Here is a 25,243-nt window from a genome sequence, read left to right on the forward strand (position 1 = left end):
CCAAAAAACGTAATTGCTTGGTGAAAGTCTGTAATTGAAGCTGCGCCAGTTACCAGCAACACTTTTTCTGCTCGGTAGCGTTTCTTTCCTGCACGTTAAACGTTAAAAAAGAAAGGTACTCATGATGAAAGTTAAACACTTTTTACTGTCAGCCTGTGCCGTACTTGCTTTAATGAGCCATGCCGGATTTGCCAAAGAGGTAAAAATTAGTATGGCAATCGATGACTTGCGTTTGGAACGCTGGCAGAAAGATCGCGATCTCTTCGTTGCCAAGGCACAGGCGCAAGGGGCGACAGTGTTCGTTCAATCCTCGAACGGCAATGAAGAAACCCAGATTTCTCAAATTGAAAACATGATAAATCGCGGTGTTGATGTTCTGGTTATTATTCCTTATAACGGTCAAGTGCTTAGCAATGTGATTGCAGAGGCAAAGCGGGAAGGCATTAAGGTATTAGCTTATGATCGAATGATTAATAACGCGGATGTTGATTTTTATATCTCGTTTGATAATGAAAAGGTTGGAGAATTACAGGCGAAATACCTGGTTGACAAAGTACCACAAGGGAATTATTTCCTGATGGGCGGCTCCCCCGTAGATAATAATGCAAAATTGTTCCGTAAGGGACAGATGAACATATTAAAACCCTTGATTGACTCTGGAAAAATAAAAGTTGTTGGCGATCAATGGGTCGATGCCTGGTTGCCGGAAAATGCCTTGAAAATTATGGAAAATGCGCTAACCGCAAACAATAACAATATTCAGGCTGTCGTCGCGTAAAATGATGCAACGGCGGGCGGCGCGATTCAGGCGCTGGCCGCGCAGGGATTGGCGGGAAAGGTGGCGATCTCCGGTCAGGATGCGGATTTGGCGGCGATAAAACGCATTATCGCTGGAACGCAAACCATGGCGGTGTACAAGCCGATCACCAAATTGGCGACGGAAGCGGCGGATATTGCCGTCGCGTTAGGGGTGGGTAAAGCACTAAAATCCAATGTCGCGCTGGATAACGGACTGAAAGCGGTGCCGTCGTATCTGTTAGAGCCGGTGCCGGTTGATAAATCCAACATTGAAACCACCGTGATTGCAGATGGGTTCCATAAAGCCGCAGACCTGAAGTGAGTCACTGGCCCCGGCGTTTCCTGACGCCGGGGCCAGTGAGCAGCGTTATCCGGTGTGCGGCGGGTGAATGATGGAGGCGAGAATGCCGTTGTTGTTGGAAATGAAAAACATCACCAAGGCGTTTGGCAGCGTAAAGGCGGTGGATAACGTCAGCCTGGCGCTTGAAGCCGGACAAGTATTATCGCTGTGCGGTGAGAATGGTTCAGGCAAATCGACCTTGATGAAAGTGCTTTGCGCCATCTACCCCTATGGAGGTTATGAAGGAGAGATTGTCTTCGCCGGTGATCCGCTGCACGCCAGCCATATTCGCGAGACCGAGCAGAAGGGAATCGCCATCATTCATCGGGAACTGGCGCTGGTCAAAGAGATGAGCGTGTTGGAGAACATCTTCCTGGGCAATGAGTGGACGACACGCGGCATATTGGAAAGCGACGAGATGTTTTTACGCTGCCAAACCATGCTGGCGCGCGTCAAGCTTGAGGTCGATCCCCATACCCGAGTAGGCGAACTTGGCCTGGGCCAACAGCAGTTGGTGGAGATTGCCAAAGCGCTTAATAAGCAGGTGCGGTTGCTGGTGTTGGATGAGCCGACCGCCTCGCTGACTGAGCGCGAAGCCGCGATTTTGCTGGATATCATCCGTGATTTGCGCAATCACGGTATCGCCTGTATCTACATTTCCCACAAACTTAATGAAGTCAAAGCCATTTCGGACACCATCTGCGTGATTCGCGATGGCAAGCACATTGGTACCCACCCCTCCAGCTCGCTCAGTGAAGATCAGATCATTGCCATGATGGTTGGGCGTGAACTAACCGAGCTCTATCCGTCTGAGGCGCACGACATTGGCGAGGAGATCCTGTGCGTCGAGCACCTGACCGCTTGGCACCCGGTTAATCGCCATATTCGTCGCGTCAATGATGTTTCCTTTACGCTGCGTCGGGGCGAAATTCTGGGCGTTGCGGGGCTGGTTGGCTCCGGTCGGACCGAAATGGTGCAGTGTCTGTTTGGCGCTTACCGCGGGCGATGGCAGGGCGAGATTGTGCTTAAGGGGCAGCCGGTGGTTATCAACGATTGCCAACAGGCGATGGCGCTGGGTATCGCGATGGTGCCGGAAGATCGTAAAAAGGATGGCATCGTTTCGGTGATGAACGTGGCGCAAAACATCACGCTGGCGGCGCTCGATCGTTTTTCCGGGCTGTTTTCTTCGCTGGATGACGCGCGCGAGCAGGATGTGATTCGCTATTCGATTGCACATCTTAAAGTGAAAACGGCCAGCCAGGATTTAGCGATTGCCCGCCTGAGCGGCGGAAATCAGCAAAAAGCGGTCTTGGCAAAATGCCTGTTGTTAAACCCCGATATTTTGATCCTCGATGAACCCACACGTGGTATCGATATCGGTGCCAAATATAAAATATATAAATTTATTAATCAGTTAGACAAAGACAAAATGGCCATTATCGTCATTTCGTCTGAGCTGCCCGAGGTGCTGGGGCTGAGCGATCGCGTCTTGGTGATACATGAAGGTCGCGTAAAAGCGGATTTGGTTAATCGCGATTTGACACAAGAGTAGGTTATGGAAGCCGCGCTGAGAAGTGAACAACATGTTGAAAACGCCACCATCTAATGCCTCCGCCGATACTCTGGCGCCTAAACAATCAGCACCAGCAGGCGACGCTGCGCGCTGGTTCAAGCAGATAAATCTTCAGGTGTTTGTGATGATTGCTGCCATCATCGCGATTATGCTGTTTTTCACGCTGATGACCGAGGGTGCCTATCTCAGCGCACACAATGTTTCTAACCTGCTGCGCCAGACCGCTATCACTGGCATCCTGGCGGTGGGGATGGTGTTTGTTATCGTCTCTGCCGAGATTGATCTCTCAGTGGGTTCCATGATGGGGTTGCTGGGTGGATTGGCCGCCATCTTTGACGTTTGGTTAGGGTGGCCGTTGCCGTTGACGATTGTGGTGACGTTAATCCTCGGGCTGCTGTTGGGAGCCTGGAACGGCTGGTGGGTGGCGTACCGCAAGGTGCCCTCTTTTATCGTCACGCTGGCGGGAATGCTGGCTTTTCGCGGCATTCTGATTGGCATTACCAACGGTACGACGGTATCGCCTACCAGTAGCGCCATGGCGCAGATCGGCCAAAGTTATTTGCCCGCGGGTATGGGTTTTACGCTCGGGGTGGCGGGGCTACTGACATTTGTTGCCTGGCAGTGGCGTCGGCGGCAAAAGCGAGCCAATCTGGGCCTTGCCGTAACGCGCCCTGCCAGTGATATAGGGCGTCAGGTATTGATGGCTGTGCTGGTGCTGGGCGCGATTTACTTGCTGAATGATTATCGTGGCGTGCCAACGCCGGTGCTGATCCTGACGCTGCTGATGCCGGGCGGGATTTTTATGGCAACGCGCACGGCGTTTGGTCGTCGTATTTATGCCATTGGGGGCAATATTGAGGCGGCCCGTTTGTCGGGTATCAATGTTGCACGCAGCAAACTGGCGGTCTTTGCCATCAACGGGTTGATTTTAAGCTCGCGTCTGGGGGCTGGCTCACCTTCTGCCGGGAATATTGCCGAGCTGGATGCCATTGCTGCGTGCGTGATTGGCGGCACCAGTTTGGCAGGCGGCGTGGGCAGCGTGGCTGGGGCGGTCATGGGGGCGTTTATCATGGCCTCGTTAGATAACGGAATGAGCATGCTGGGTGTCCCGACCATCGTCAAAGGGGGCATCTTGTTGTTAGCTGTTTGGATGGATACGGCCACCAAGAGCAAGGGATAACCGCCGCTGACGCATTTCAGGAAACCTGCTGCGGCTCGCATTAATCAGCAAAATATTTTTGCTCACCGTGGGGGTGTGCTATTGAGAAGGGCATCTCCACGGCAGGAGCAGTGAATATGTTTGAGAAACGCTACCGTATTACGCTGTTGTTTAATGCCAACAAAGTCTATGACCGGCAAGTGGTGGAGGGCGTAGGCGAGTACTTGCAGGCATCTCAATGCGGTTGGGATATCTTTATTGAAGAGGATTTCCGTTGCCGTATTGATAATGTGAAAGACTGGCTGGGCGATGGCGTGATTGCCGATTTTGACGATCGGGAAATTGTTCAGTCGTTGCAAAATGTGGGCGTGCCGCTGGTGGGCGTTGGTGGCTCTTATCACGATCCTGATGATTATCCGCCGGTGCACTATATCGCTACCGATAATCATGCTCTGGTGCAATGTGCGTTTATGCACCTGAAAGAGAAAGGGCTTAACCGCTTTGCCTTTTATGGATTACCGCCTTCTGGTGGTAAAGAATGGGCTCAGGAGCGCGAGTACGCCTTTCGCCAACTGGTGGCATCGGAGCAGTATCAGGGCGTGGTGTATCAGGGGATGGAAACCGTACCGGATAACTGGCAATACGCGCAAAATCGTCTGGCAGACTGGGTGCAAACCTTACCGCCGCAAACCAGTATTATTGCCGTTACCGATGCCCGTGCCCGCCACTTATTGCAGGTGTGTGAATATTTGAATATCGCGGTGCCGGAAAAACTGTGCGTCATCGGTATCGATAATGAAGAGCTGACGCGCTATCTGTCACGGGTTGCGCTCTCTTCTGTTGCGCAAGGTACGCGGCAGATGGGCTATCGCGCTGCCAAATTGCTGCATCAGTTATTACACAACCCGGTAGCGATATCCCTTCAGCGCATTCTGGTTCCTCCCGTGCGGGTGGTGGGGCGCAGTTCTACCGATTACCGTTCGGTGCACGATCCGGCAGTAATTCAGGCCATGCACTATATTCGTTGCTATGCCTGTAAGGGCATCAAGGTCGAACAGGTGCTGGGTGCTGTTGGCATGTCGCGCTCCAATCTGGAAAAGCGCTTCAAAGATGAGATGGGGAAGACCATTCACGTTGTCATTCATGCGGAAAAACTCGAGCGTGCGCGCAATCTGCTAGTGTCGACCTCATTGTCGATCAACGAGATTTCGGTGATGTGCGGTTACTCGCCGCTGCCCTATTTTTATGCGGTGTTCAGAAAAGAGTACGATTTGACGCCAAAAGAGTATCGCGATTGCTTCGGTGAAGATGTGAATCGGTGAAATGCCCGGCGTAATCCGATATGCCGGGCCATCGATTTTTATGCCGGTACGCGCCAGTGATCGTAATAGATATGCTCGATCTGGAAGTTGGTGTCTTCAACGTCTCCGATCAAACGGCAGGCAATGGTGTCCGCGAAGTCGAAGGCTACGCCCAACCCTTTGCCGCTGATCAGGTTGCCATCTTCCACTACGTTTTGATCGACATAGACGCCGTCCGTTACGTCCTTCCAGAGATCGCCCGAGCAGACATAGAGCTGGCCTTTTAGCAGCTTGTTGCCGCCTAATACGCGCGCTGCCGCAGAACAGATAGGGCAGATCAGTTTTCCTGTGTCGTCATGACGGCGAATAAATTCGACCACCAGTGGGTTCGCGGCCAGACTCAGCGTGCCTTGCAAGCCACCCGGAATCACCACGGCATCGAACATTTCATCCATGCTTCTTTCCAGCAGCGCATCAGCAAACATGCGGATGTTGTGGTAGCTGCGCAGTTCCAGCATGTTCTGGCAAGACAACATTTTCACGCCGATCTTCATACGGTGCAGGATATCTATCACCATAACCGCCTCTGCTTCTTCAAAGCCTGGTGCCAGCAGGACGGCAACTTTCTTAGTAGACATAACATCTCCAGCAAATAGGCAAGGGAAACCATAGTCAACCGAGAATAACAAAGATTTATCTTTTAAATGAAGCATTGTTTTATTATTTGGTTTTCCGTCGCGTAAATCGCTTTTAGCTGCTGGATCGGCCATAAAATGGCGGTATAATTGCCTGCTACGTTTGTTTCCTCCTGAATTAGAGATCGTTGAAACACGAGCGGTGTTAAAAGCTTGTATCAAGGCTCGTGCGGCATTGGCTGAATTGAAAACCGCAGGGCAGCTTCTGCCAGATCAAGGCTTGCTGGTTAACATTCTCCCGATGTTGGAAGCAAAAGACTCTTCCCGCATTGAAAACATTGTCACCACCAGCGACCAACTGTTTCGGTTCGTTGACCACGCAGAGCAGGCCGATCCCGCAACGAAGGAAACTCTACGTTATCGCACGGCAATGTATGAAGGCGTTAAACATCTTGAGACGCATCCGTTGTGCGCACGCACGGCGGTAGATATCTGTACAACATTGCGTGCTGTGGATACCGATGTCCGTAAGACGCCAGGCACGGTTTTGCGCGACCAGCATATGAATGTGGTTTATACCCCCCCGGAAAGCGAAATCGTGATTCGGGATTTGTTGGGTAACTGGGAACGCTTCTTACACGTGCAGGATGATATTGATCCACTCGTGAAGATGGCGATAGCACATTACCAGTTTGAATGTATTCATCCTTTCCTCGATGGAAATGGGCGTACTGGCCATATTCTGAACATCCTTTTCTTGATCGAGAATGACTTGCTGTCGCTGCCTATTCTTTATTTGTCCCGCTTTATCCTTGAAAATAGGGCAGATTATTACACGCTGCTGCGGGATGTTACCACCAAAAAAGAGTGGGAGCCTTGGCTCTTGTTCATGCTGGAGGCCGTTGCCACTACAGCAGACTGGACGACGAAGAAAATAGCTATTGTGAGAGATCTTATCAGGAGGACTGCCGACTATGTGCGTGAAAAACTCCCAAAAATCTATTCGCATGAGCTTATTCAGGTGGTGTTTATGCAACCCTATTGTCGTATTGAGAATTTGGTGGAATTGGGCATTGCACGTCGTCAGACTGCGTCTATTTATCTGAAACAACTGGTTGAGATTGGTGTGCTGGAAGAGATGGGCGCTGGGCGAGAAAAACTCTATCTCAATACACGACTGCTTACTGAACTCAATGCTTAAGGGGTCCAAATGCCTAACTATCGTCGTGATGCCATGAAGGTTGCCAAAGCCGCATGTTGATGAATCTTTGTGGTAGAAACCTATAGATACCGTTACATTCAAAGGCTGCTTAGCGACACTTACGGTTTTTTGCAGAAATCATCACTCGGCTCTTCCTGTCGCGGCAAAAAGATGTTTAAATTATAACTCACTTATTTTGCATAAATATGCATTTGTTGGATGGCAAACAAGATCGGTACATGAGCGTGCCGCCACGCGCATAACGATCTGATTTTTTCTCATCAATGCGTGGCTAACATATCGTGGTGTGGCTGTTAAGCTTCTCTCCATAAGTCTATCGAGCAGGGATTTATTTTATGACGACGATTCTCAAGCACCTTCCGGCAGGTCAACGTATTGGCATTGCGTTCTCCGGAGGTCTGGATACCAGTGCAGCACTGCTGTGGATGCGTAAAAAAGGCGCGTTTCCTTATGCTTACACCGCAAACCTGGGGCAGCCGGATGAGGATGACTATGAGGCGATTCCCCGTCGCGCGATGGAGTATGGCGCAGAAGACGCCCGTCTGGTCGATTGCCGCAAGCAGTTGGTGGCAGAAGGGATTGCGGCTATTCAGTGTGGCGCCTTCCATAACACTACCGGCGGCTTGACCTATTTCAACACTACCCCGCTGGGCCGTGCGGTAACCGGAACCATGCTGGTAGCGGCCATGAAAGAAGATGGCGTAAATATCTGGGGTGACGGCAGCACTTATAAGGGCAATGATATCGAGCGTTTCTACCGCTATGGCTTGCTGACCAACGCTGAATTGAAAATCTATAAGCCGTGGCTGGATACCGACTTTATCGATGAACTGGGCGGACGTCAGGAGATGTCTGAGTTCATGGTGCAGTCTGGCTTCAACTATAAGATGTCAGCGGAAAAAGCCTACTCGACCGATTCCAACATGCTGGGTGCGACGCACGAAGCCAAAGATTTGGAATTCCTGAACTCCAGCGTGAAGATCGTGAACTCAATCATGGGCGTGAAGTTCTGGGATGAAAACGTCAAGGTCGCGGCAGAAGAAGTGACGGTACGTTTTGAGCGTGGCTATCCAGTGGCGCTGAACGGTAAAACGTTTGCTGATGATGTGGAGTTGATGCTGGAAGCCAACCGGATTGGCGGTCGTCATGGTTTGGGCATGAGCGACCAGATTGAAAACCGTATTATTGAAGCGAAGAGTCGTGGCATTTATGAAGCCCCCGGTATGGCGCTGCTGCATATCGCCTACGAGCGTTTGGTTACCGGTATTCATAACGAAGATACCATTGAGCAATACCATGCTCATGGTCGCCAGTTGGGCCGTCTGTTGTATCAGGGCCGCTGGTTTGACCCGCAAGCGCTGATGCTGCGTGATGGGCTGCAACGCTGGGTAGCCAGTGCCATTACCGGTGAAGTGATGTTGGAACTGCGTCGCGGCAATGACTACTCCATCCTGAACACAGTGTCGGATAACCTGACCTACAAGCCGGAACGTCTGACGATGGAAAAAGGCGACTCGATGTTCTCGCCGGATGACCGTATTGGTCAGTTGACAATGCGTAATCTGGACATCATTGATACGCGTGAAAAACTGTTCAACTACGTCGAGACTGGGCTGCTTTCCTCCTCAGCGACGGCGGGCTTGCCGCAGATGGAAAGTGTGGAGCAGTTGCAGGACAAGAACAGAAAATAACGCGTCGATTGTTGCATTCCTCTTCAAAAGGGCACCTGTGGGTGCCCTTTTTCGTTGCTACATCGCGGTCAACAAATGACCGCTATCACATTTTCAGGCTACCCACCCGTGACTGTTATCACACACAAGTTGTTAATTGTATGAGTGATTTCAAGATTTATCCCAATAAGTCCGTCCCCTGATGCTGAGTATCGGGTTCCTGTGTGTTTTACCTGTGGGGAAATGCTTATGCTCATTTCACGGTCAAGACGCGGCGATGTCGCATTCCAGACTGGCCGCTAAATGAAGAAGACGCTGCGGGTCGAGCAGCAATTGAAAGGTGTAAGGATGGTGCGCTCCTGCCGAAAAAAACCAGGTTTCCAGTTCGGCGATGAAGTGACGCAGCGTTTGTAACGCTTGCAGCAGTTGTTCGTGTTGCGCAGGGGTATTGCCGTATTTGTGGATCCACAAGCAGAGCGCAAAGGCATGGGTAATGTGGCTGTAAGCGTGGGTATACCAGAAGGCGCGTTCCCAGCTATCGGTGAGCATGTGTTTAAAGGCGTCAGTGAGCGGCATGGCGGGCAGTTTTTTATCCACCTGAGCACGCAGGTATTCCGCCAGAAAGCGGGACTTTTGTTTTTCCAGGATGATGAGCTGCATTTGCTGCTCACCGACGGCCTCATCATCCGGCGGCATCAACGGCTGAAAAGACTGAGACCAATTTGCGCTGCGGGTATCCATATGCAGCAGTTGCAGTGCCTGCTCAAAGTCATGTGGAGGGCGGCTATGGCGTTGCAACAGTCTCCCCAGCAAGCTAGAGGTTTTACACATCCAGTCGTGGCTGGAGGTGTAAATGGCAAACAGATCGTCAATCTCTTGCTGTGAGAGGGGACTCAGGGCGTGGGGTTCCAGCCACTCGCTAAACAGCGCTCGCGGTGAGGCTGACGGCGCGCGGATCAGACGCGAAAGACCTACAGATTCAGTTCGTTGATCGCACAGCATCGTCCTGACATCGTGATCGTTACTAGCGTGGATCGCACGCACGATCGCTACATCATCCGCGCTATGGAGCTGGGGTGCGATGTTATTACTGAAAAGCCGATGACCATCGATGAAGAACGCTGTCTGGCGATTGTTGATGCGGTGGAACGCACCGGTCGCGATCTGCGCGTAACGTTTAACTATCGCTATGTGCCTCATCACAGCAAGCTGCGTGAGCTTATCCTCAACGGTACTGTCGGTGACGTTTTCTCCGTGCATTTTGAGTGGCTGCTGAATACTCAACACGGCGCTGATTATTTTCGCCGTTGGCACCGCGACAAACGTAACAGCGGCGGGCTGCTGGTCCATAAATCCACTCACCATTTCGATTTAGTCAATTTCTGGCTCGACTCCGTGCCGGAGTTCGTTTTCGCCCAAGGCGATCTGTGTTTCTACGGTGAGGAAAATGCCGAGCGGCGCGGAGTGAGTGAGTTCTATTCCCGCTGTCATAACCAGCCGGCTGCGCGCAACGATCCTTTCGCATTGCATATGGAGGAGCGGGCGATGCTCAAGGAACTGTATCTGAATGCGGAACATGAGGATGGCTACCTGCGCGATCAGAGCGTGTTCGGGGATGGCATCAGCATCGAAGATACCCTGGCGGTGATGGTGAAGTACCGCAATAAAACGCTGCTGACTTACTCCCTCAACGCTTATCAGCCTTGGGAAGGGTTGAATATCGCCTTCAATGGCAGCAAAGGGCGGCTGGAAATGAAACTGGTCGAGAACTCCTACGTCAATGGCGGGGGAGAGCGCAAGAACGAAGGTAGCCTGATGGACTGCGATATCACCTGGTATCCGATGTTTGGTGCGCCGGAGCGTATCGAGGTGGCCTACGGGCAAGGGGGACACGGTGGTTCTTTCTGTATTTTTTATTCCTTTTCTGTTACACTTGACGCTCTTGTCCCCGCACGGCACGGTAAATCTGCAATGTCTCTGTTAATCAAAGCCATTCTTGGCGCTGTTATTGTTGTGCTAATTGGTATTTTGGCTAAGACCAGACACTACTATATTGCGGGGCTGATCCCGCTGTTCCCAACATTTGCATTAATTGCTCACTACATTGTGGGGACAGAGCGCGGCACAGAAGCGCTGCGAGCCACTATCCTGTTTGGCATCTGGTCGGTCATTCCCTATCTGATTTACCTGATATCACTTTACTATTTTACCGCGTCCATGAAACTGCCGCTGGCATTGCTATCTGCGGTAGCCTGCTGGAGTGTCTCTGCCTTTGTGTTGATCAAGGCTTGGTCACACTTTTATGGTTAGTAAGCTATTACCAGCAACGATCAGTATCAAGCAAAGAAGACAGCGGATGTTACAGAAAGATGGCATCGTTACTTTTACAACGCCTTCTGCGAGATTTCTTCCTGCCGCTACCGCCAGGTGTCGCGTCCCCCATAAGAGAGGGGGATGCTGAGAGCGCCAGGCCACGGTAATCGTTACTCATGATCATGGCGCATATCTTTTCCTATGATACGATATCGTGTTCCTCAGTCGCGCATGCATCTTCATCCGGAATGCAATGAAGAAAACCGCGTGAACGGTGCCAACTGAGATACTGAGCAATGTTGACGCGAAATTGATCTGCCATTTTCCGCGGCATTGAGTTCAAGAGAAACGTGGCATAGTTTTGCCATGTATCGTCGCTGGGTTTGGCTGGTTTTTCGCAATCGGAATCATCGCATAAGTAAGCGCTACTAAACAGGCTGCGGTGAGTACCTTGCGCCATACTCAGAGAGGCATCTACTGTTCGTTGTTCAAACGGTTCTTGTATTTTCATATCGCTACGCGGTGATCCTGAGCGGTACATGAGATCATACAAGGGGTTGGTAAGAGGCTTTTGAAAGACTATTGAATAACCAAACGTCTTGCGAGTGCCAATCAAACAGCGAATATAGCGTATGAATTAGGTTGCTTGTTCCTGATTCAATATGGGTTTCAGGATATGCTATAGAGTTAACTTTTCTGAGTAAGCGCGCTATCATTGGTCGCTTCATTGGTCATTGTTCCCATTATGAACGCGAGTGTTTTTCCTGAGGCGAGCCAATTCAGAAACGCAGAGGTAAAATCGCGCTCCGTCATCGCATAATAGTAAAATGGAAAGATATTTTGATCCGTAATTGCGTCTGCTGGGGGGAGTCTCCACCATTCAACATTATCTTCCCAGGATATCCAGGTGCGTGCGTTAGATGTCAGGCTGTTCTCATTTGTGAGCGGCAACGCAATCCAATAAAAATTGTCAATTACATCGCAGTAGAGTTGTTTCAAGCGTTGTATATGAGCGATAGTTTGCGTATGTTGTGCTTCCTGATCAATGAACAATATGGTAAGCCTTTTTCCGTGAGCTTTAGCAACGGTAGCGGCGAGGTGCAATAATACTGTCGAACCTTTTCCCCCAGATAAGGAAATACACACTTCTTCATAGTTACTGACGATGATGTCAAGGCGTAATAAAGCCGCATCAAAAACATTGGATGTGGAATGTATCTCTTTCATTTCTTTTTCCTGGCGATAAAGTTCTGCTATGCTGTCGGTTAATGGTTGTCTGTCACTGTTTTTATATTTTTATAGCTGATACGATGAATGAATCTCGTTATCATTCATTTTGACAACGACACACTGGCAAGAATGGCCATTCCATTTCATTGATGCTAATTAGTTGATACATAGCTAATTTCAACAAATATCATCCAGGGTTGATGAATGTTTTCGTCTTCATTATGTGCATCGTGTTGGCAGGTAATATAAACTTTTTTTCGTCATTTCCTGTCATTTTTCGCTCAATGTTTTGAAAATTTTTATTGGGGAATAGTAAGGCGTTTGCCGGTCAGTGATGATTTTTTATTTTCTATTTAATAATAGTTGTGGTTATTCCTTAATAAGTGGGGTGAATGGCTTATTGACTTTTATGCTTTCATTGCAAATTTTTTCGGTTTGATGTGAGGTATATTTCCTCTTTTTTGTGTCTTAAATGAGACAGTGACCCATTAGGACCAGGAAGGTAAAATCCATCTGGTTTTTCTTTTATTGAATGTGAAAGTTGTGCATTTTTTGAAGTTAGCTACATTTGCTAGGATATGAAGATAAATCTCGAATGTCGGGACCTTGTTCGGGCTATTTAAATTAAGAATTATCTGAAGTTTTGATTTATTTCTTCTGCTATGGATATCATCGTGTTGATGGTATTGTTTGTGCTGCAAAGGATATTGTTGACTCTCTTAATATCAGGTAAGAAGCGCATTAACTTTGTTATCGCACCTGAACTCAGCTGCGTTGAGCGCCACAGGGTGAAGGCTGTCCAGCAAAGGGTCAGGCTGGGGAAATCGTGAGGTTTTGGGGCATGATGGCCTTTTTGAGAAAATAGGCGAATGGATTGATATGCGCATGCCGAATTTTATGTACCTATATGTATGAACGTGAGTTGCTTAAAAGTGGTGGGATGACTGGCCGTTCATTTAGTGTTTTGATTTCTATTAACTTATTGATAATAATGATTATTGTATGTAATTAAATTCTTCTTTAAGAGGTTGCGGACCATTGAAATGTAGAGCTATACATGGTCATGTTTATAATAACGCTGAGTGAAAATGTCTGGTTACACTATCTGGATACTTGAGCTACACTTGTTTTAGGTTACTCCGTAGATTGGTGCTCTTGCGCAGAGAAGAAGAATACTTCGAACCCTTTCCATGATGACTGGGCGCAATCTTGGGCGCAATCTTAAGTTGTGCGTACTCATTCGTATCTTTTCATGATATCGGTTTGGTTGCTCTTGTTTCGATTAGGCAACTTTAGGATGGTCAAGGCTACGCCCATGTGGTGAGTGAAAAAGTAAAATTTCGCGATTGATGCGCAACGGAGGATTTATGATAAAAAATAACGTTTTGATCTTCGGTCAAGATTATTTTTTCTGTAAGAACGTATCTGATATTATGCTAGAAAGAAATATCCAGTGCGTTCATGTAAAAAGTTATCGTCAATTTTTCACACAGCTCGTTAGTGATGCCCCATCTCTCGTCATCGTAACGGATGATATATTGGATTGTGAAAGGAAAAGAGAACTCTTCAAGCTCAAATGCTATACATTGGGAGTGAGAGTCCTGCTTTTTACCGATGGGTGTGTCGACTTTAGTATTAGCAAAGATCTTTCTGTTGTGGATAAAAAATCCATTACCATTCTATGAAACCATCATCGATCTGTTTTGTGCGGGCTACCGTCTAACAGACTCGAAAGTCGTCCCCGATAAGAAGTTGAATGTCCAGAAAGTCCTAAGCCCGCGAGAAAATACCATTTTATCCATGATGACCGGCGGTGTAAGCGTAAGGGATATATAAAAGCAATTGAAAATTAAAGAAAAACGATCATGACCTATAAGCGACGTTTCTTCGCAAAACTGGGTGTGAGAAAACTTCGAGACTGTATTATTCCTTGATCAGAGCTTTAATATGCCGAGTAATATTGTTTTTTATGATTTGGATTCTTTCTTTGTGCTTGGTGCCAAGGCATTGCTTGATACCTTTGACCCTATTTATATTGCTGCAACGCAGCGAGATGTGATTGAACTTGTCAAAACGCAGAGTATTGATATCCTCATCATTGATCCTTCACAAAGCATTTGGATTATCTCAGAGGATTTTTTAGCCTCTGTCCGTTCTGTTTCGGAAAAAACGAAGATTGTTTTCTTAATAGAGAGTAAGAATAAAAGTAATTTTTACATCAATAGACTCTGCCCGCATTTAGTAATAGAAAAAAATATTGAACCCGCTCTCTTTGTGAAAATATTGAAGTTGCTCAATATTGGTATCTGTGCCAATAAAATATAACCCTATTATTGTTTGTAAGTTTTTTATTTATACTGTTTCATCGTTTAAATTAAAGCCCGGTTTTCCTGATAAGGTAAGAAACAAGAATGTTATATAATTATGAAGGTAAACGCTGCCCGTTGTTTGAAAAAAATTGAGCAGTAAAATAAATCTATTGAAAAGCCATTTTCTGCCTCATATGGTGAAGGTGAAAAACGTGAAGGATAAGCAGGATTTAATGTCGTTCTTCTACATTTCCTCTGGCTTTATCTCTGTTTATAGAAAAAATGAAGACATTCTTCTCGGGCATTTACATGCACCTATTTTTTTGGCGTTAATTATTTGTACGATGCCTACTTCTCCGTTTATTTTACTGGGGGTGTGGGGTCAGTTATTTATAAGGGCGACGTTGATACACTTCTAAAGAAAATAAATGAGAATCATCTGGAAGAGTGTCTTCTCTATGTTATGATTTCTAATATGAATGAATTATATCGTAGAGATCTAATTTCTGGGAAATCAGATGGTTATCAGGTAATAAAAAGTATTTTACTGCATTATATTGATAAACCGCTGGATTTCAGAATGCAGTTTGGCATAGCCTCGATTATTACCAAGCTAACTGGGTTGTCTCGTAGCCATGTCATGCGAATTCTGTCTGAGTTGAAAAAGGGTGGATACATTGAAACAAAAGATGGGAAGCTTATCTCTGTCGCAGATTTGCCAGAAAAATTTTAAGGGGTAAATTGGCGGAAGTTATCTTTCTATTTTCGCCGTTTTTCATGGTTGTTTTAATGGTGATAATTTCTTTTAAATCAATATATTATATCAGCGTTCCTTTTCATGTATTTTGTTTTTATCCGATAATAAAGTTGTAGCATTTCTTGAAAGAATTGTGGTGTGGTCTGTTCTAATCTGTTAGTCGATACTATTTCGATAGAATGCAATCGTAAAAATAGTTTCTCATTGTGACTATATCAAGTTTCTCTTTTTCTCGGCCTTTTTTTCCCTGTATTCGTTACGATCAGAATTACAGATGAAGTAAATGGTTATAAACGACGTTTTTTCATACCTATCGTGCATTTTACGGTTAAGCGTTACTTTCTCTCAGAGAAGTATCCTGTGCTTGCTGACGCTTAGCGGTATGTTGTTTTCTACGCATGTTCAGAGTGATAATCGAGTCTCTACTCATCCCGAATATCTAGCCTCATTGCCTACCACGTTATATACGCTCAAAACGGGCGAATCTCCTCAGTCCGTGGCGAAAAGCCTTCATATTAATATGGATATATTGCGAAAATTAAATGAATCACGGATTTTTTTGCACGGGTTCAATAATCTTCAACCTGGTAAGGCGCTTATTGTCCCGCAGTCGCCTCTGATATCAACAGAGACAAATTTTCAACGTGGCGAAACCTCCAGATGATGAACGTTCGTATAGGCTTGCTTTATTAGCTTCTCGTGCCGGGCCTTTTCTTGCCAACGATCCAAAGCACGATACGGCTATTGCCGAACTGCATCGCATTGCTATTGATCAGGCGGGCAGTGGATTTCAGCATTGGCTGAGCCGTTTTGGCACTGCTCGTGTGCAGCTCGATGCGAATAATGCCTCTCTGCTGAAAAAATCTCAGGTCGATCTACTGCTTCCTTATACGCGACAGGCAGGACAATCTTATTTTCACTCAGGGCAGCATTCATCATACGGATAGACGCGTGCAAGCAAACCTGGGTTTAGGCATGCGTCATGTAACGCATAACGTTATAGTGGGGGGGCAACGGCTTTCTCGACTACGATTTTTCGCATCATCATGTACGGGCAGGAATTGGCATTGAGTATTGGCGTGATTTCCTGAAACTAGGTGTGAACAGCTACCTGCGCCTCAGTAATTGGAAGACGCCCTATGGCAACGAACGAGAGCGCCCCGCTAATGGATGGGACATTCGCACGGAAGCCTATCTGCCTGATTGGCCTCAATTAGGGGTGAAGCTGTTGTATGAACAGTTTTATGGCGATCAGGTGGTGCTGTTTGGTAAGGACGATCGTCAGCATAATCCTCATGCTATTGGTGCGGGTGTAAGCTATACGCCCTTTCCGTTGCTCATGTTGAGCGCGGAGCAGCGCCTCTTTTTAAGTATGATTCGGGCAGTGGACGGTTATTCAGGAGAGCAAAAACCGCTCAACGTAGAAGTGAATGCAACCCATAAACTCGCACGTCTGGAATGGTCTGCCCCAGCGTTGATCGCTGCTGGCGGAAAAATTTTACCGCGCGGATACGAAAATTATGCGGTGGTGTTACCGAACTACAAAGAAGGCGGCCAGCCCAAGAACTGCTATCGTGTTTGTGCGGTTGCGGTGGATACGGAAGGTCATCGCTCTAATCAGGGGAAATCCTGGATACGCGTTCATGCGCCCGCAATGACTATGATGCGTCTGGTCTCTGACACCGCTCGCAGCACATTTTCAGTTATGCCAGCTTCTGCCGTTGCGAATAATGCAGCCAGTGTAAACATCATTCTTAACGTAAAAGACAGCAACGATAAACCCCTAAGCAATATGGCCGGCCATATTGCACTTAGGCTAAGAAACCAACAGGGTGGTGAACCTCCTGCCAGTGAAGTCACTATCAGTGCAATACGAGAAAGTGGAGGGGCAGGCCGTTAAAAGGGAACGAGAGCGGGCGTTTATTCAGTCACTCCTCTGCTTGATGGCGTGGCGATGGCATCTTTATCTGCGACATTTGCCCTTAAAGCGGATGTCACCACTGCCAAGGTAGAGTCTCTGTCGGCAGATAAATCGTTACTGACCGGTGATGGCATGAATTATGTTCAGTTTACCGCTGTGGTCACTGATGCGCATGGCAACCCGGTTCCAAATGTCATGGTGCAGTGGCGTCATTCATTTGGTCGCTTGTCGGCCAGTAAGACACTGACATCAGAGCAGGGGGTTGCCAGCGTCAGCTTTAAAAGTGTTGATAAAGGCAAAGTGACGGTAACCGCCTCTATTAACCACTCGAGTGTGAGTGATGTCAGCGTCAAAACGATGGGGTTTATTGAAGACTCATGGGATATGGCGAGCGATGGTGTCAGGTATCGCTCGGCACCGGTTAAGGGCTATACCTCATTGGGTTTTGTTGCAAAAGCACCGACCCTTGTCCCCCGGCAGTTGGTCTGGTCATCACGTAGCAATCAGGCCTTGGTTGCTACGCTGACCAATCAAATGGATGAAAATCGCTATGCGGTAAAATTTAGAGGATATCGCCACTCTGGTTGTAAACTCAGGCCGCTAAATGACGCAATAAGCTGCCCAAAGGCGGGAAGTGGCATGGATGCAGAACTGGTTTTTGCCGCAGACGATAATGCAACCTTACCGCCGGGTCGCTATGTGGGTGACGTACATTTCTCTGCGAGAAGCGGCCCTGGGGATTTTGAAGTGGAATACTTGCTGCACGTGACGTTGCAGCTGGCAAGGTAGTTGTGCCTCTAGAATGTGTTGGCGGAAGCGTCAACGCTGATATGGGTTTAAACGTGGGTTTACAGGGCGTTATTTCTGGATAGTAGCTCTCAATGAGAATAAGCACCTCATAGGCTATCCATCCGTTCTCGTAGATGATGTGCTAGTTGGGCAACGTTCTTTGCCCCCGTCGCAGCTTCTACGGTTAAGTTCTCCAGGGTATTTAGCCCCTTGTGTGAAGGGAACGCAGGGTTTGGATATTAGAAGAATACGGAAGATACATTTTAACGATGCTGCTCAGCCTGTCTTTTGCTCAGCACGAGCATATCAATGAGGTCATTTGTATTCTCATTGCGGAAGCAGATGGCAATAAAAACGCCCTGAAAAGGGCGTTGCGGTGTTCAGTTTATTGCATTGAATTTACTCAATATTCTGGATTTGTTCCCGCATCTGCTCAATCAGCACCTTCAACTCAATGGCGCTGGCAGTGACGTCGGCGTTGATGGATTTGGAGGCCAGGGTGTTTGATTCGCGGTTGAACTCTTGCATCATGAAATCCAGACGGCGGCCAACGGCTTCCGGCTTCTTCAGGATGTTGTAGGTTTCTTTGACGTGCGCTTCCAGCCGGTCCAGCTCTTCGGCAACGTCAACTCGCTGTGCCAGCAGCACCAACTCTTGTTCCAGCCGGTTGCTTTCCAACTGAACCTGCGCTTCTTCCAGCTTGTTCAGCAGGCGTTCGCGTTGCCATTGCAGGATGGTTGGCATGTGCGCACGCACTTTCACCACTTCGGCACTAACGCCAGCAAGGCGCTGTTCAATCAGTTGTTTGAGTGCAGCACCTTCGGTTTCTCGCGCGGTGATAAAGTCGTCCAGCGCCTTTTCCAGCGCGGCCATCAACTCTGTGCTGATCGCATCCAGATCTTGCTCTTGCGCAGACATCACGCCCGGCCAACGCAGGATATCAACCGGGTTAATTTCCCCTTCGTCGCTCTGCATTTTGACCCAGTTGGCGGCTTCGACCAGTTGTTTTGCCAACTTTTCATTCAGGATCAAACTGCCTTGCGCGCTCGGGTCGAGTTCAAAACGCAGGTTGCATTCGATTTTTCCGCGCGTCAGACGGGCGCGGATACGCTCACGAATCACCGGCTCCAGGCTGCGGAACTGTTCCGGTAAACGGATGTATGTTTCAAGGTAACGTTGGTTAACGGAGCGAAGCTCCCACGCGGCGTTACCCCAGCCGCCCTTGATGTTACCGCGGGTGTAGGCGGTCATACTGCGGATCATCGGTATTTACCTGTTTAGCAAGTGATGAGGCGAGTATAACGCGCCCGTGGTTTTGCAGGGTAGGATAAAATCAGTTGAGCGGTCGGAGCGGAGCAGGATTTCAGAGCGCTGCCGCATTATGCAGCGTGAAACAGACCTTCATTTTGCCGGGCAATCTCCCAGCATTTGTTTTTCATCAGTTGCTTCAATTGCAATGCGGCGCGTGATTGTGGATTGTCGCGGCGGCTGATGAGCGTCATCTCGAACGGCAGCGGCTGTGCAATCGGTACGATTTTCAACATATCGGCATAGCGATGTGTGGTAAACAGATCGACGATACCCGCACCGCTGCCCGCCAACACCATATCGGCAATCACCGAGTAGGTTTTGATATACACTGATGACATCGGCGTCAGCCCTTTGGCGCGTAACGCACGGTGCAGCACCTGGCCTAACGGATCTTGCTGCTGCATCATCAGCAGATTATTGGAGCAGAGCCACTCCAGCGATACCGGGCCGTTTTGCGGGCTGTCTTTGGGCAACACCGCCACCATATAGGCTTGAAACAGCGGCTCTGCCAGTAGCGCAGCAGGCACCTGCTGGCCAAATACCAGCGCAAAATCGAGCTGGTCTTGCAGAATGTTTTGGCACAAAGTGGAGAAGTGCTCGGTGACCAGTTCCACGTTGACGCGTTCTTCCTGTTTGTGAAACTCCACCATCGTCGGGGCAACCACCATTTGGCTGAACGCATGGGCAGCCCCTAAACGCACAGTTTGCACCCAGTTTTTTCTCATCTGTTCCGTAAGCGAACCAATGGCTTGCAGGTGGATGTAAAGCTCCTGCACTTCCGGGATCAGACGCCGCCCCTCGAGGGTGGCGACCATGCCCTGCGTGCCGCGCTCAAACAGGGCAAATCCCAGTTGCTGCTCGGCATGATTGAGCACCCGGCTGACGTTCGGCTGTGAAACGTTCAGTAAGCGGGTGGCACCGCTGATGGTGCCAGCCTGAAGAATAGCCTGAAAGATTTCGATGTGGCGTAAGCGCATGGACAGGTGCTCCGTGTTGGTTAGGTCATGATTTCACCTTGAGCAAATTCCATGCAATATCCACGCCACCCGGCGTTTTTACCCGGTGGTTATTTGCCCCAGGTGGCTTCCAGTACACGCAACCAGTTGCCGTAGCAGATTTTTTCCAGTAATGGGCGATCGTATCCGCGCTGCGTCAGCGCATCGACCAAAATCGGCAGCCCTGCGACATCATGCAGGTCCGACGGCACGGTGGTGCCATCGAAATCGAATCCCAATCCAACGCAGTCTTCTCCCAGCTTGTTCAGCAGGTAATCGACATGGCGCACAATCTCTTCCACCGTGGCATTGGGGTCTTTTTTACCATCGGCGCATCGCTGATGCTCGCGGTCTGCCAGAACCCTTTTTCATCCATGTGCGACAAATCCACCATGATGCGTTTGGCGTTACAGGCTTTCACCAGGCGCAGGCCGGTTTCCGTCAGCCCGGCATATTCCATTAACGCAGACACATCATATGCTGCCACGCAGCGGATAAATACTTCGCCTGTTCCGGTACAAGAGACGGCGACGGTATTGTTGTTGGCGTAGCAGCCTGCGCCAACGATTGGGCTATCGCCTACGCGGTCCGGCCTGCTTGTTGGTCATGCCGCCGGTTGAGGTTGCCGCTGCGAGATTTCCTGCACTATCCAGCGCCACGGCACCAACGGTGCCATATTTGCGTTCCGGATCGATAGGGTCACCCTGCGCTACATCGCGCTGACCATCGTGATCCAGCACCACGCGACCTTCTCCTGCTTGCGCGTGGTGTAACTGCTTACGTCGGGCATCGGTTGAGAAGAAGTCGGGTTCGACCATCTCCAATCCCTGTTTCCGAGCGAATGCTTCCGCACCCGCCGCGGTAAACATCACGTGCTGGCTCTGCTGCATGACAGCCCTTGCAGCCAGCACTGGATTGCGGATATGGCTGACGCAACTGATGGCACCGGCATCCAATGTGCGGCCATCCATGATACTGGCGTCGAGTTCGTGGGTTTCATCGTGCGTAAAGACCGAACCGTGTCCGGCATTAAACAGTGGACACTCTTCAAGTAAACGCACCGCTTCGGTGACTGCATCCAGCGCACTGCCGCCCTGGCTGAGAATCTGCTGGCCGCTGGCGACGATAGCGTTTAACGTCTCGCGGTAGGCTTGCTCTTTTTCCGCGCTCATGGCGGAGCGGGTCAATGCTCCCGCACCTCCGTGGATCACAATGACTGGCTTGACCATGTCATCTCCCTGTTATTAGTTCTGTGTGGTGGCCAGATATGAGAAAGTGCTTAGCAAGCGAACGATATCTGTCATGCTTTGTGCGGTGTAGTGTACCGTCACCGCATCACCGCGTTCCACTCCGGGGATCAGGCTAAACAGATCGGCCAGCACCGGTTTGGCGGTCATCAGCTCAAGATGATAGGGGGCAGCGATACGCGAGGTTCTTTCACGGTGTGCGCGTTGAACGGCCTGTTGTGCCTGTGCGCGAATCAGTTGCTGTGCCGCTTGCGGGCTGAGAGATTCCGCCGAGGTTTGCGAAATGGCGCGTTTGACGCAAGCATAGCCTGTTTGGGGATAATAGCGGGTTATCCACTGTTGCAGGATATTGTCGCCGCTGACCAGCCACAACGGTGTACCCTTTTCGGCTCCGGCGGCGGCATAGATGTCGCTCTCGCCCATCACTTCATCGTTGATTTTCACACGATAAAAGGCGCGGCCATTAATGGTATGTGCCAGCAGGCCGTGCTCCCCGGCTGCGCTGTGGTAGCCGATGAACATCAGGCCATCGAAAGCCTGCTGCTCCAGCCCGTCGACCATCGATAATATGCGTGGTTTGCCCTGAACCAGACGGGCGCGAGCATCGATATTCTCAGCCCGCAGATTGGTCATGGCGGCGTGGCTGTCAGCCACCACGACTTCCGTTGCGCCACCGGCAAAGGCACCGTCAATGGCGGCGTTCACTTCCTGCTCCATCAGCCCGCGAGCCAGTTGGTACTCTGCGTGTCCGGGGCTGTACTGCTCCGGTCGCATCACGCCGGCGATCCCTTCGATGTCGGCAGAAATAAACACTTTCATGGTTATGTCCTTACGCTAAAACGTTTTGTGCAAGACGGTCTAAAACCTGCCGCAATGCCGGGCGATGGTGACCACGAAAACCGGTCACCGCTTCGGCGCAGAGCAGGGCATCCAGTACGGCATGTTCAGTGGCATCGGCGGCGCACAGCATGGATTCCAGTTTTGCCTCTTCCGGCGGCTGCGGCGTGGGTTGTGTGGAAAAAGCGACAGCGATATCGCCAGAGCCGTGGCCCCAATAGCTGCCCAGACGGCCCAGCCCGGCACCAGCGCGTTTGGCGATGCGCCCGAGCTGGCGCGCATCCAGCGGTGCATCGGTTGCCATGATGATGATAATCGAACCCGCATCGCGTTGCGGTGTGAGCTCAGGCAACAGCGGTTCAATAAAGGGGCCGATTTGCAGTCTGTCCAGCGTGCTAAAATTGGCCAGCACCAGCACACCCAGTGTGGCATTCAGCTCGGGAATCAGACGAGATGCAGTGCCGATGCCACCCTTCAGGCCGAAGCAGCTCATGCCGTGCCCGGCACCGACGCTGCCGCGCGCAAAGTGGGTATCTGCATTGTGCAGCGCCGCCTGCGCCATGGCTTCAGTCACCGCCAATGCCTGAATATCGTTCAGCCAGCCATCGTTGCATTCCAGCGCCAGCGGGTTCACCGTGGGCAGCGTGCGCCCGAGTTCAGGGGTCTTGGCAATGGCGTCGCGCACTAGCGTGGTAAACAGTGTACCGACGGCAAGCGTATTACTCAGCAGGATCGGGGTTTGCAGTTGCCCCAGCTCTTCCACCTGCACCAGACCCACCGGTTTGGCAAAACCGTTAAGGACGGCGACACCGCACGGCAACGGCTGCGTAAACAGGTTGTCACCGGGGGGCACAATGGCGGTAACGCCGGTTTGCACCTCGCCCTGCGCCAGCGTTTCATGCCCGACGCGCACGCCAGTCACATCGCACAGGCTGTTGCTTGGACCGCTGGGCATGCGTGGCACGCCGACTTGCTGGTGGTCATGCCAGCGCTGCAATAGGGCGTGCAGCTGTGCCTGTTGAAAAGCCATCATGGAGTTCTCATGCATTCTTCAGTTTCGGGTCCAGCGTATCGCGCAAGGCGTCGCCTAACAAATTGAATGACAGCACGGTAAAGAAAATGGCCAGACCGGGGAAGACGCTGACGTGCCATTGCCCGGCCATCATCATACTGCGGCTCATCTCAAGGATATTGCCCCACTCCGGCACGTCCGGCTCGGGGCCAAGACCGATAAAGCTCAGGCTGGCCGCTGTGAGAATACTGGTGCCAATACGCATGGTGAAATAGACGATCACGTTCGGCAAGGTGGCTGGCAGAATATGGCGGATCAGCAAGATGCGATCCGGCGCGCCTGCGCTGCGCACCGCTTCCACATAAGCGGCTTGTTTCAAGGTTAATGCGGATGCGCGCACGATACGCGCGAACACCGGCACGCTGAACACTGCGACGGCGATAATCACGTTATTCAAGCCAGGGCCGAGAATGGCGACGACTTCGATAGCCAACAGCATACCGGGGAAGGCAAACAGCACATCGGCGCTACGCATGATCAGCATGTCAATCCAGCGGCCATAAAATCCGGCCAGCAGATCAAGCACAATGCCGACCACCATGCCGAGCGTGACGGAAAACAGGCCGATATATAAGGAGATGTGCGAGCCGTAGATAATACGGCTCATCACATCGCGTCCCAGGTCATCGGTGCCCATCCAGTCCGGATCCATCGGGTTAAAAGGGGCCAGCCAGGGGGCGAAGGCAGCGACCAGCACCAATAGCAGAATAAATCCGCCGGATACCAGCGCCAGCGGGTTTTGGATAAATGCCTGCCAGAAATCGCGCATCGGTGAGCGGATGGTGGCGTTATCTTGCGCGGCGGCGGTCATCGTAGGCTCTGTAGAGTGGCTCATGATCGCTCCTAGAGTAAACGAATGGCTGGGTTAACCACGGCGTAGAGCAGGTCGACCAGCAGGTTGATAACAATAAATTCGAACACGAACAGCATCACCAGCGCCTGAATCACCGGCTGGTCCTGCGTCTTGATCGATTCAATCAGCAGCCAGCCCAAACCGGGCCAACTGAATACGCTTTCCACCACAATCGAACCGCCCAACAGAAAACCGAATTGCAGGCCGAGCATGGTAATAATGGGAATCAGCGCGTTGCGCATGATGTGCTTCCAGGTGATCAGCCGTTGACGCAATCCTTTGGAGCGCGCGGTGCGCACATAATCTTCTTGCGCCACTTCAAGGAATGCGGATCGGGTGAAGCGTGCCATCACGGCAGCCACAGAGGCACCCAGCGTCAGAGCGGGGAGCACGATATCGCTCGGCTGGTTAAAGCCGCTGACGGAAAATACGCCGAACGGCATCGCAACAAACTGAATCAGCAGCAACCCGAGCCAGAACGGGGGCATGGAGATGCCGCCTACGGCGGCACTCATCAGCGTCCAATCCTGCCATTTTCCGCGCTGTAACGCGGATACCACGCCAATCAACAGGCCAAGTACCACTGACCAGGCGAAGCCAGCCAGCGCCAGCCACATGGTTGGCATAAAGCTTTTAGCGATCACGTCCATCACCGGTTGCTGTGTGCGATAGGTGATGCCCAGATCGCCGCGCAACAAGCCACCCAGCCAGCGAACACACTGCTGTGGCAGGGGATCGTTGAGCCCTAACAGCTGGCGAGCAGCCTCCACGGCGGCAATCGGTGCATCCGGCCCAGCATAAATCCGCGCCGGATCGCCGGGTAACAGCTTGATAAAACCGAACACTAACAGGGAGACCACCAGCAGCGCCGGGATCATTTCCAGCAAACGTCGGACAATATAAGCAAACAT

Annotated in this window: 22 protein-coding genes and 5 pseudogenes; 14 read left to right on the forward strand and 13 right to left on the reverse strand. The window is 50.4% G+C overall.

Going from position 1 to position 25,243, the window contains the following annotated elements:
- Positions 1-124: 124 nt before the first annotated feature.
- The 4 genes and pseudogenes from xylF to xylR all read left to right on the forward strand — a co-directional run bounded on the left by xylF (position 125) and on the right by xylR (position 5,192).
- Positions 125-1,120: pseudogene (gene xylF, locus ACMZI0_RS07070) on the forward strand (D-xylose ABC transporter substrate-binding protein).
- 82 nt (positions 1,121-1,202) lie between these two features.
- On the forward strand, positions 1,203-2,690 hold the full coding sequence (locus tag ACMZI0_RS07075; RefSeq protein ID WP_415672493.1) for a xylose ABC transporter ATP-binding protein: 1,488 nt from the start codon (positions 1,203-1,205) through the stop codon (positions 2,688-2,690).
- A 31-nt stretch (positions 2,691-2,721) separates the two neighbouring features.
- A complete protein-coding gene (locus ACMZI0_RS07080) occupies positions 2,722-3,891 on the forward strand; it encodes a sugar ABC transporter permease (RefSeq protein ID WP_415672426.1) in 1,170 nt (389 codons plus the stop codon).
- Positions 3,892-4,007: 116 nt separating this feature from the next.
- Complete coding sequence (xylR, locus tag ACMZI0_RS07085; protein WP_415672427.1) at positions 4,008-5,192, forward strand: D-xylose utilization transcriptional activator XylR; 1,185 nt, start codon at positions 4,008-4,010, stop codon at positions 5,190-5,192.
- Positions 5,193-5,230: 38 nt separating this feature from the next.
- On the opposite strand, the gene ACMZI0_RS07090 is transcribed toward xylR, so the two are convergent.
- Positions 5,231-5,809 carry a DJ-1/PfpI family protein gene (locus tag ACMZI0_RS07090; protein WP_415672428.1) on the reverse strand — a complete coding sequence of 193 codons (579 nt, stop codon included), beginning with the start codon at positions 5,807-5,809 and terminating at the stop codon, positions 5,231-5,233.
- Between the two features lie 130 nt (positions 5,810-5,939).
- Here ACMZI0_RS07090 and fic point away from each other — a divergent pair, with 130 nt between their 5' ends.
- Positions 5,940-7,007, forward strand: coding sequence for a protein adenylyltransferase Fic (fic, locus tag ACMZI0_RS07095; protein WP_415672494.1), 1,068 nt, complete (start codon positions 5,940-5,942; stop codon positions 7,005-7,007).
- A 356-nt stretch (positions 7,008-7,363) separates the two neighbouring features.
- Positions 7,364-8,719 carry an argininosuccinate synthase gene (gene argG / locus ACMZI0_RS07100; protein WP_415672429.1) on the forward strand — a complete coding sequence of 452 codons (1,356 nt, stop codon included), beginning with the start codon at positions 7,364-7,366 and terminating at the stop codon, positions 8,717-8,719.
- A gap of 243 nt (positions 8,720-8,962) precedes the next feature.
- Here the strand turns inward: argG and ACMZI0_RS07105 are convergent, their stop codons facing one another.
- Complete coding sequence (locus ACMZI0_RS07105) at positions 8,963-9,700, reverse strand: hypothetical protein (RefSeq protein ID WP_415672430.1); 738 nt, start codon at positions 9,698-9,700, stop codon at positions 8,963-8,965.
- 27 nt (positions 9,701-9,727) lie between these two features.
- Here ACMZI0_RS07105 and ACMZI0_RS07110 point away from each other — a divergent pair.
- Both ACMZI0_RS07110 and ACMZI0_RS07115 read left to right on the forward strand, forming a co-directional pair.
- A pseudogene (locus tag ACMZI0_RS07110) lies at positions 9,728-10,468 on the forward strand (Gfo/Idh/MocA family protein); the annotation flags it as partial.
- A gap of 201 nt (positions 10,469-10,669) precedes the next feature.
- A complete protein-coding gene (locus ACMZI0_RS07115; protein WP_415672495.1) occupies positions 10,670-11,008 on the forward strand; it encodes a GlpM family protein in 339 nt (112 codons plus the stop codon).
- A 202-nt stretch (positions 11,009-11,210) separates the two neighbouring features.
- Here the strand turns inward: ACMZI0_RS07115 and ACMZI0_RS07120 are convergent, their stop codons facing one another.
- Positions 11,211-11,522: a hypothetical protein gene (locus ACMZI0_RS07120; protein WP_415672431.1), complete on the reverse strand. Its 312-nt coding sequence runs from the start codon at positions 11,520-11,522 to the stop codon at positions 11,211-11,213.
- 176 nt (positions 11,523-11,698) lie between these two features.
- A complete protein-coding gene (locus tag ACMZI0_RS07125) occupies positions 11,699-12,238 on the reverse strand; it encodes a phosphoadenosine phosphosulfate reductase family protein (RefSeq protein WP_415672432.1) in 540 nt (179 codons plus the stop codon).
- Between the two features lie 1,950 nt (positions 12,239-14,188).
- On the opposite strand from ACMZI0_RS07125, the gene ACMZI0_RS07130 reads away from it, so the two are divergent.
- The 6 genes and pseudogenes from ACMZI0_RS07130 to ACMZI0_RS07155 all read left to right on the forward strand — a co-directional run bounded on the left by ACMZI0_RS07130 (position 14,189) and on the right by ACMZI0_RS07155 (position 18,017).
- The gene (locus ACMZI0_RS07130; protein ID WP_415672433.1) at positions 14,189-14,566 is read left to right on the forward strand and encodes a hypothetical protein; all 378 of its coding nucleotides are present in this window, start codon (positions 14,189-14,191) and stop codon (positions 14,564-14,566) included.
- Positions 14,567-14,887: 321 nt separating this feature from the next.
- Positions 14,888-15,283 carry a helix-turn-helix domain-containing protein gene (locus ACMZI0_RS07135; RefSeq protein WP_415672434.1) on the forward strand — a complete coding sequence of 132 codons (396 nt, stop codon included), beginning with the start codon at positions 14,888-14,890 and terminating at the stop codon, positions 15,281-15,283.
- Positions 15,284-15,951: 668 nt separating this feature from the next.
- Complete coding sequence (locus tag ACMZI0_RS07140) at positions 15,952-16,254, forward strand: inverse autotransporter beta domain-containing protein (protein WP_415672435.1); 303 nt, start codon at positions 15,952-15,954, stop codon at positions 16,252-16,254.
- Positions 16,238-16,378: a hypothetical protein gene (locus ACMZI0_RS07145; protein ID WP_415672496.1), complete on the forward strand. Its 141-nt coding sequence runs from the start codon at positions 16,238-16,240 to the stop codon at positions 16,376-16,378. The genes ACMZI0_RS07140 and ACMZI0_RS07145 overlap by 17 nt, the downstream gene beginning before the upstream one ends.
- Positions 16,323-17,207: pseudogene (locus ACMZI0_RS07150) on the forward strand (inverse autotransporter beta domain-containing protein); the annotation flags it as partial. The gene ACMZI0_RS07145 and the pseudogene ACMZI0_RS07150, both read left to right, overlap by 56 nt.
- 54 nt (positions 17,208-17,261) lie before the next feature.
- Complete coding sequence (locus tag ACMZI0_RS07155) at positions 17,262-18,017, forward strand: Ig-like domain-containing protein (protein WP_415672436.1); 756 nt, start codon at positions 17,262-17,264, stop codon at positions 18,015-18,017.
- A 107-nt stretch (positions 18,018-18,124) separates the two neighbouring features.
- Here ACMZI0_RS07155 and ACMZI0_RS07160 read toward each other — a convergent pair.
- From ACMZI0_RS07160 to ACMZI0_RS07200, 9 genes and pseudogenes are all read right to left on the reverse strand, one after another.
- Positions 18,125-18,220: pseudogene (locus tag ACMZI0_RS07160) on the reverse strand (type II toxin-antitoxin system death-on-curing family toxin); the annotation flags it as partial.
- 196 nt (positions 18,221-18,416) lie between these two features.
- A complete protein-coding gene (locus ACMZI0_RS07165) occupies positions 18,417-19,280 on the reverse strand; it encodes a YicC/YloC family endoribonuclease (protein ID WP_415672437.1) in 864 nt (287 codons plus the stop codon).
- Positions 19,281-19,396: 116 nt separating this feature from the next.
- Positions 19,397-20,305 (reverse strand): LysR family transcriptional regulator, encoded by a 909-nt coding sequence (locus ACMZI0_RS07170; RefSeq protein ID WP_415672438.1) that lies wholly within the window; start codon positions 20,303-20,305, stop codon positions 19,397-19,399.
- Positions 20,306-20,394: 89 nt separating this feature from the next.
- Positions 20,395-20,625, reverse strand: coding sequence for a membrane dipeptidase (locus ACMZI0_RS07175; protein ID WP_415672439.1), 231 nt, complete (start codon positions 20,623-20,625; stop codon positions 20,395-20,397).
- Positions 20,589-21,552: pseudogene (locus ACMZI0_RS07180) on the reverse strand (isoaspartyl peptidase/L-asparaginase). The gene ACMZI0_RS07175 and the pseudogene ACMZI0_RS07180 overlap by 37 nt, the downstream one beginning before the upstream one ends.
- Positions 21,553-21,567: 15 nt before the next feature.
- Positions 21,568-22,389 carry a M55 family metallopeptidase gene (locus ACMZI0_RS07185; RefSeq protein ID WP_415672440.1) on the reverse strand — a complete coding sequence of 274 codons (822 nt, stop codon included), beginning with the start codon at positions 22,387-22,389 and terminating at the stop codon, positions 21,568-21,570.
- Between the two features lie 10 nt (positions 22,390-22,399).
- Positions 22,400-23,440, reverse strand: a complete 1,041-nt coding sequence (locus ACMZI0_RS07190) for a P1 family peptidase (protein WP_415672441.1) — start codon at positions 23,438-23,440, stop codon at positions 22,400-22,402.
- A gap of 7 nt (positions 23,441-23,447) precedes the next feature.
- A complete protein-coding gene (locus ACMZI0_RS07195; RefSeq protein WP_415672442.1) occupies positions 23,448-24,314 on the reverse strand; it encodes an ABC transporter permease subunit in 867 nt (288 codons plus the stop codon).
- Between the two features lie 8 nt (positions 24,315-24,322).
- Positions 24,323-25,243, reverse strand: a complete 921-nt coding sequence (locus tag ACMZI0_RS07200; RefSeq protein ID WP_415672443.1) for an ABC transporter permease subunit — start codon at positions 25,241-25,243, stop codon at positions 24,323-24,325.

Origin of the sequence: Symbiopectobacterium sp. (assembly GCF_047692315.1) — a bacterium.
GTDB lineage: Bacteria > Pseudomonadota > Gammaproteobacteria > Enterobacterales > Enterobacteriaceae > Symbiopectobacterium.

Excerpts from the sequence above, each read along its gene's own strand:
- ACMZI0_RS07165 (WP_415672437.1), bottom strand. The coding sequence starts at position 19,280 with ATGATCCGCAGTATGACCGCCTACACCCGCGGTAACATCAAGGGCGGC.
- xylR (WP_415672427.1), top strand. The coding sequence starts at position 4,008 with ATGTTTGAGAAACGCTACCGTATTACGCTGTTGTTTAATGCCAACAAA.
- ACMZI0_RS07185 (WP_415672440.1), bottom strand. The coding sequence starts at position 22,389 with ATGAAAGTGTTTATTTCTGCCGACATCGAAGGGATCGCCGGCGTGATG.
- ACMZI0_RS07125 (WP_415672432.1), bottom strand. The coding sequence starts at position 12,238 with ATGAAAGAGATACATTCCACATCCAATGTTTTTGATGCGGCTTTATTA.
- ACMZI0_RS07075 (WP_415672493.1), top strand. The coding sequence starts at position 1,203 with ATGCCGTTGTTGTTGGAAATGAAAAACATCACCAAGGCGTTTGGCAGC.
- ACMZI0_RS07090 (WP_415672428.1), bottom strand. The coding sequence starts at position 5,809 with ATGTCTACTAAGAAAGTTGCCGTCCTGCTGGCACCAGGCTTTGAAGAA.
- ACMZI0_RS07130 (WP_415672433.1), top strand. The coding sequence starts at position 14,189 with ATGCCGAGTAATATTGTTTTTTATGATTTGGATTCTTTCTTTGTGCTT.
- ACMZI0_RS07080 (WP_415672426.1), top strand. The coding sequence starts at position 2,722 with ATGTTGAAAACGCCACCATCTAATGCCTCCGCCGATACTCTGGCGCCT.
- ACMZI0_RS07115 (WP_415672495.1), top strand. The coding sequence starts at position 10,670 with ATGTCTCTGTTAATCAAAGCCATTCTTGGCGCTGTTATTGTTGTGCTA.
- ACMZI0_RS07120 (WP_415672431.1), bottom strand. The coding sequence starts at position 11,522 with ATGAAAATACAAGAACCGTTTGAACAACGAACAGTAGATGCCTCTCTG.
- ACMZI0_RS07170 (WP_415672438.1), bottom strand. The coding sequence starts at position 20,305 with ATGCGCTTACGCCACATCGAAATCTTTCAGGCTATTCTTCAGGCTGGC.
- ACMZI0_RS07155 (WP_415672436.1), top strand. The coding sequence starts at position 17,262 with ATGGCATCTTTATCTGCGACATTTGCCCTTAAAGCGGATGTCACCACT.
- argG (WP_415672429.1), top strand. The coding sequence starts at position 7,364 with ATGACGACGATTCTCAAGCACCTTCCGGCAGGTCAACGTATTGGCATT.
- ACMZI0_RS07195 (WP_415672442.1), bottom strand. The coding sequence starts at position 24,314 with ATGAGCCACTCTACAGAGCCTACGATGACCGCCGCCGCGCAAGATAAC.
- ACMZI0_RS07105 (WP_415672430.1), bottom strand. The coding sequence starts at position 9,700 with ATGCTGTGCGATCAACGAACTGAATCTGTAGGTCTTTCGCGTCTGATC.
- ACMZI0_RS07190 (WP_415672441.1), bottom strand. The coding sequence starts at position 23,440 with ATGATGGCTTTTCAACAGGCACAGCTGCACGCCCTATTGCAGCGCTGG.
- ACMZI0_RS07200 (WP_415672443.1), bottom strand. The coding sequence starts at position 25,243 with ATGTTTGCTTATATTGTCCGACGTTTGCTGGAAATGATCCCGGCGCTG.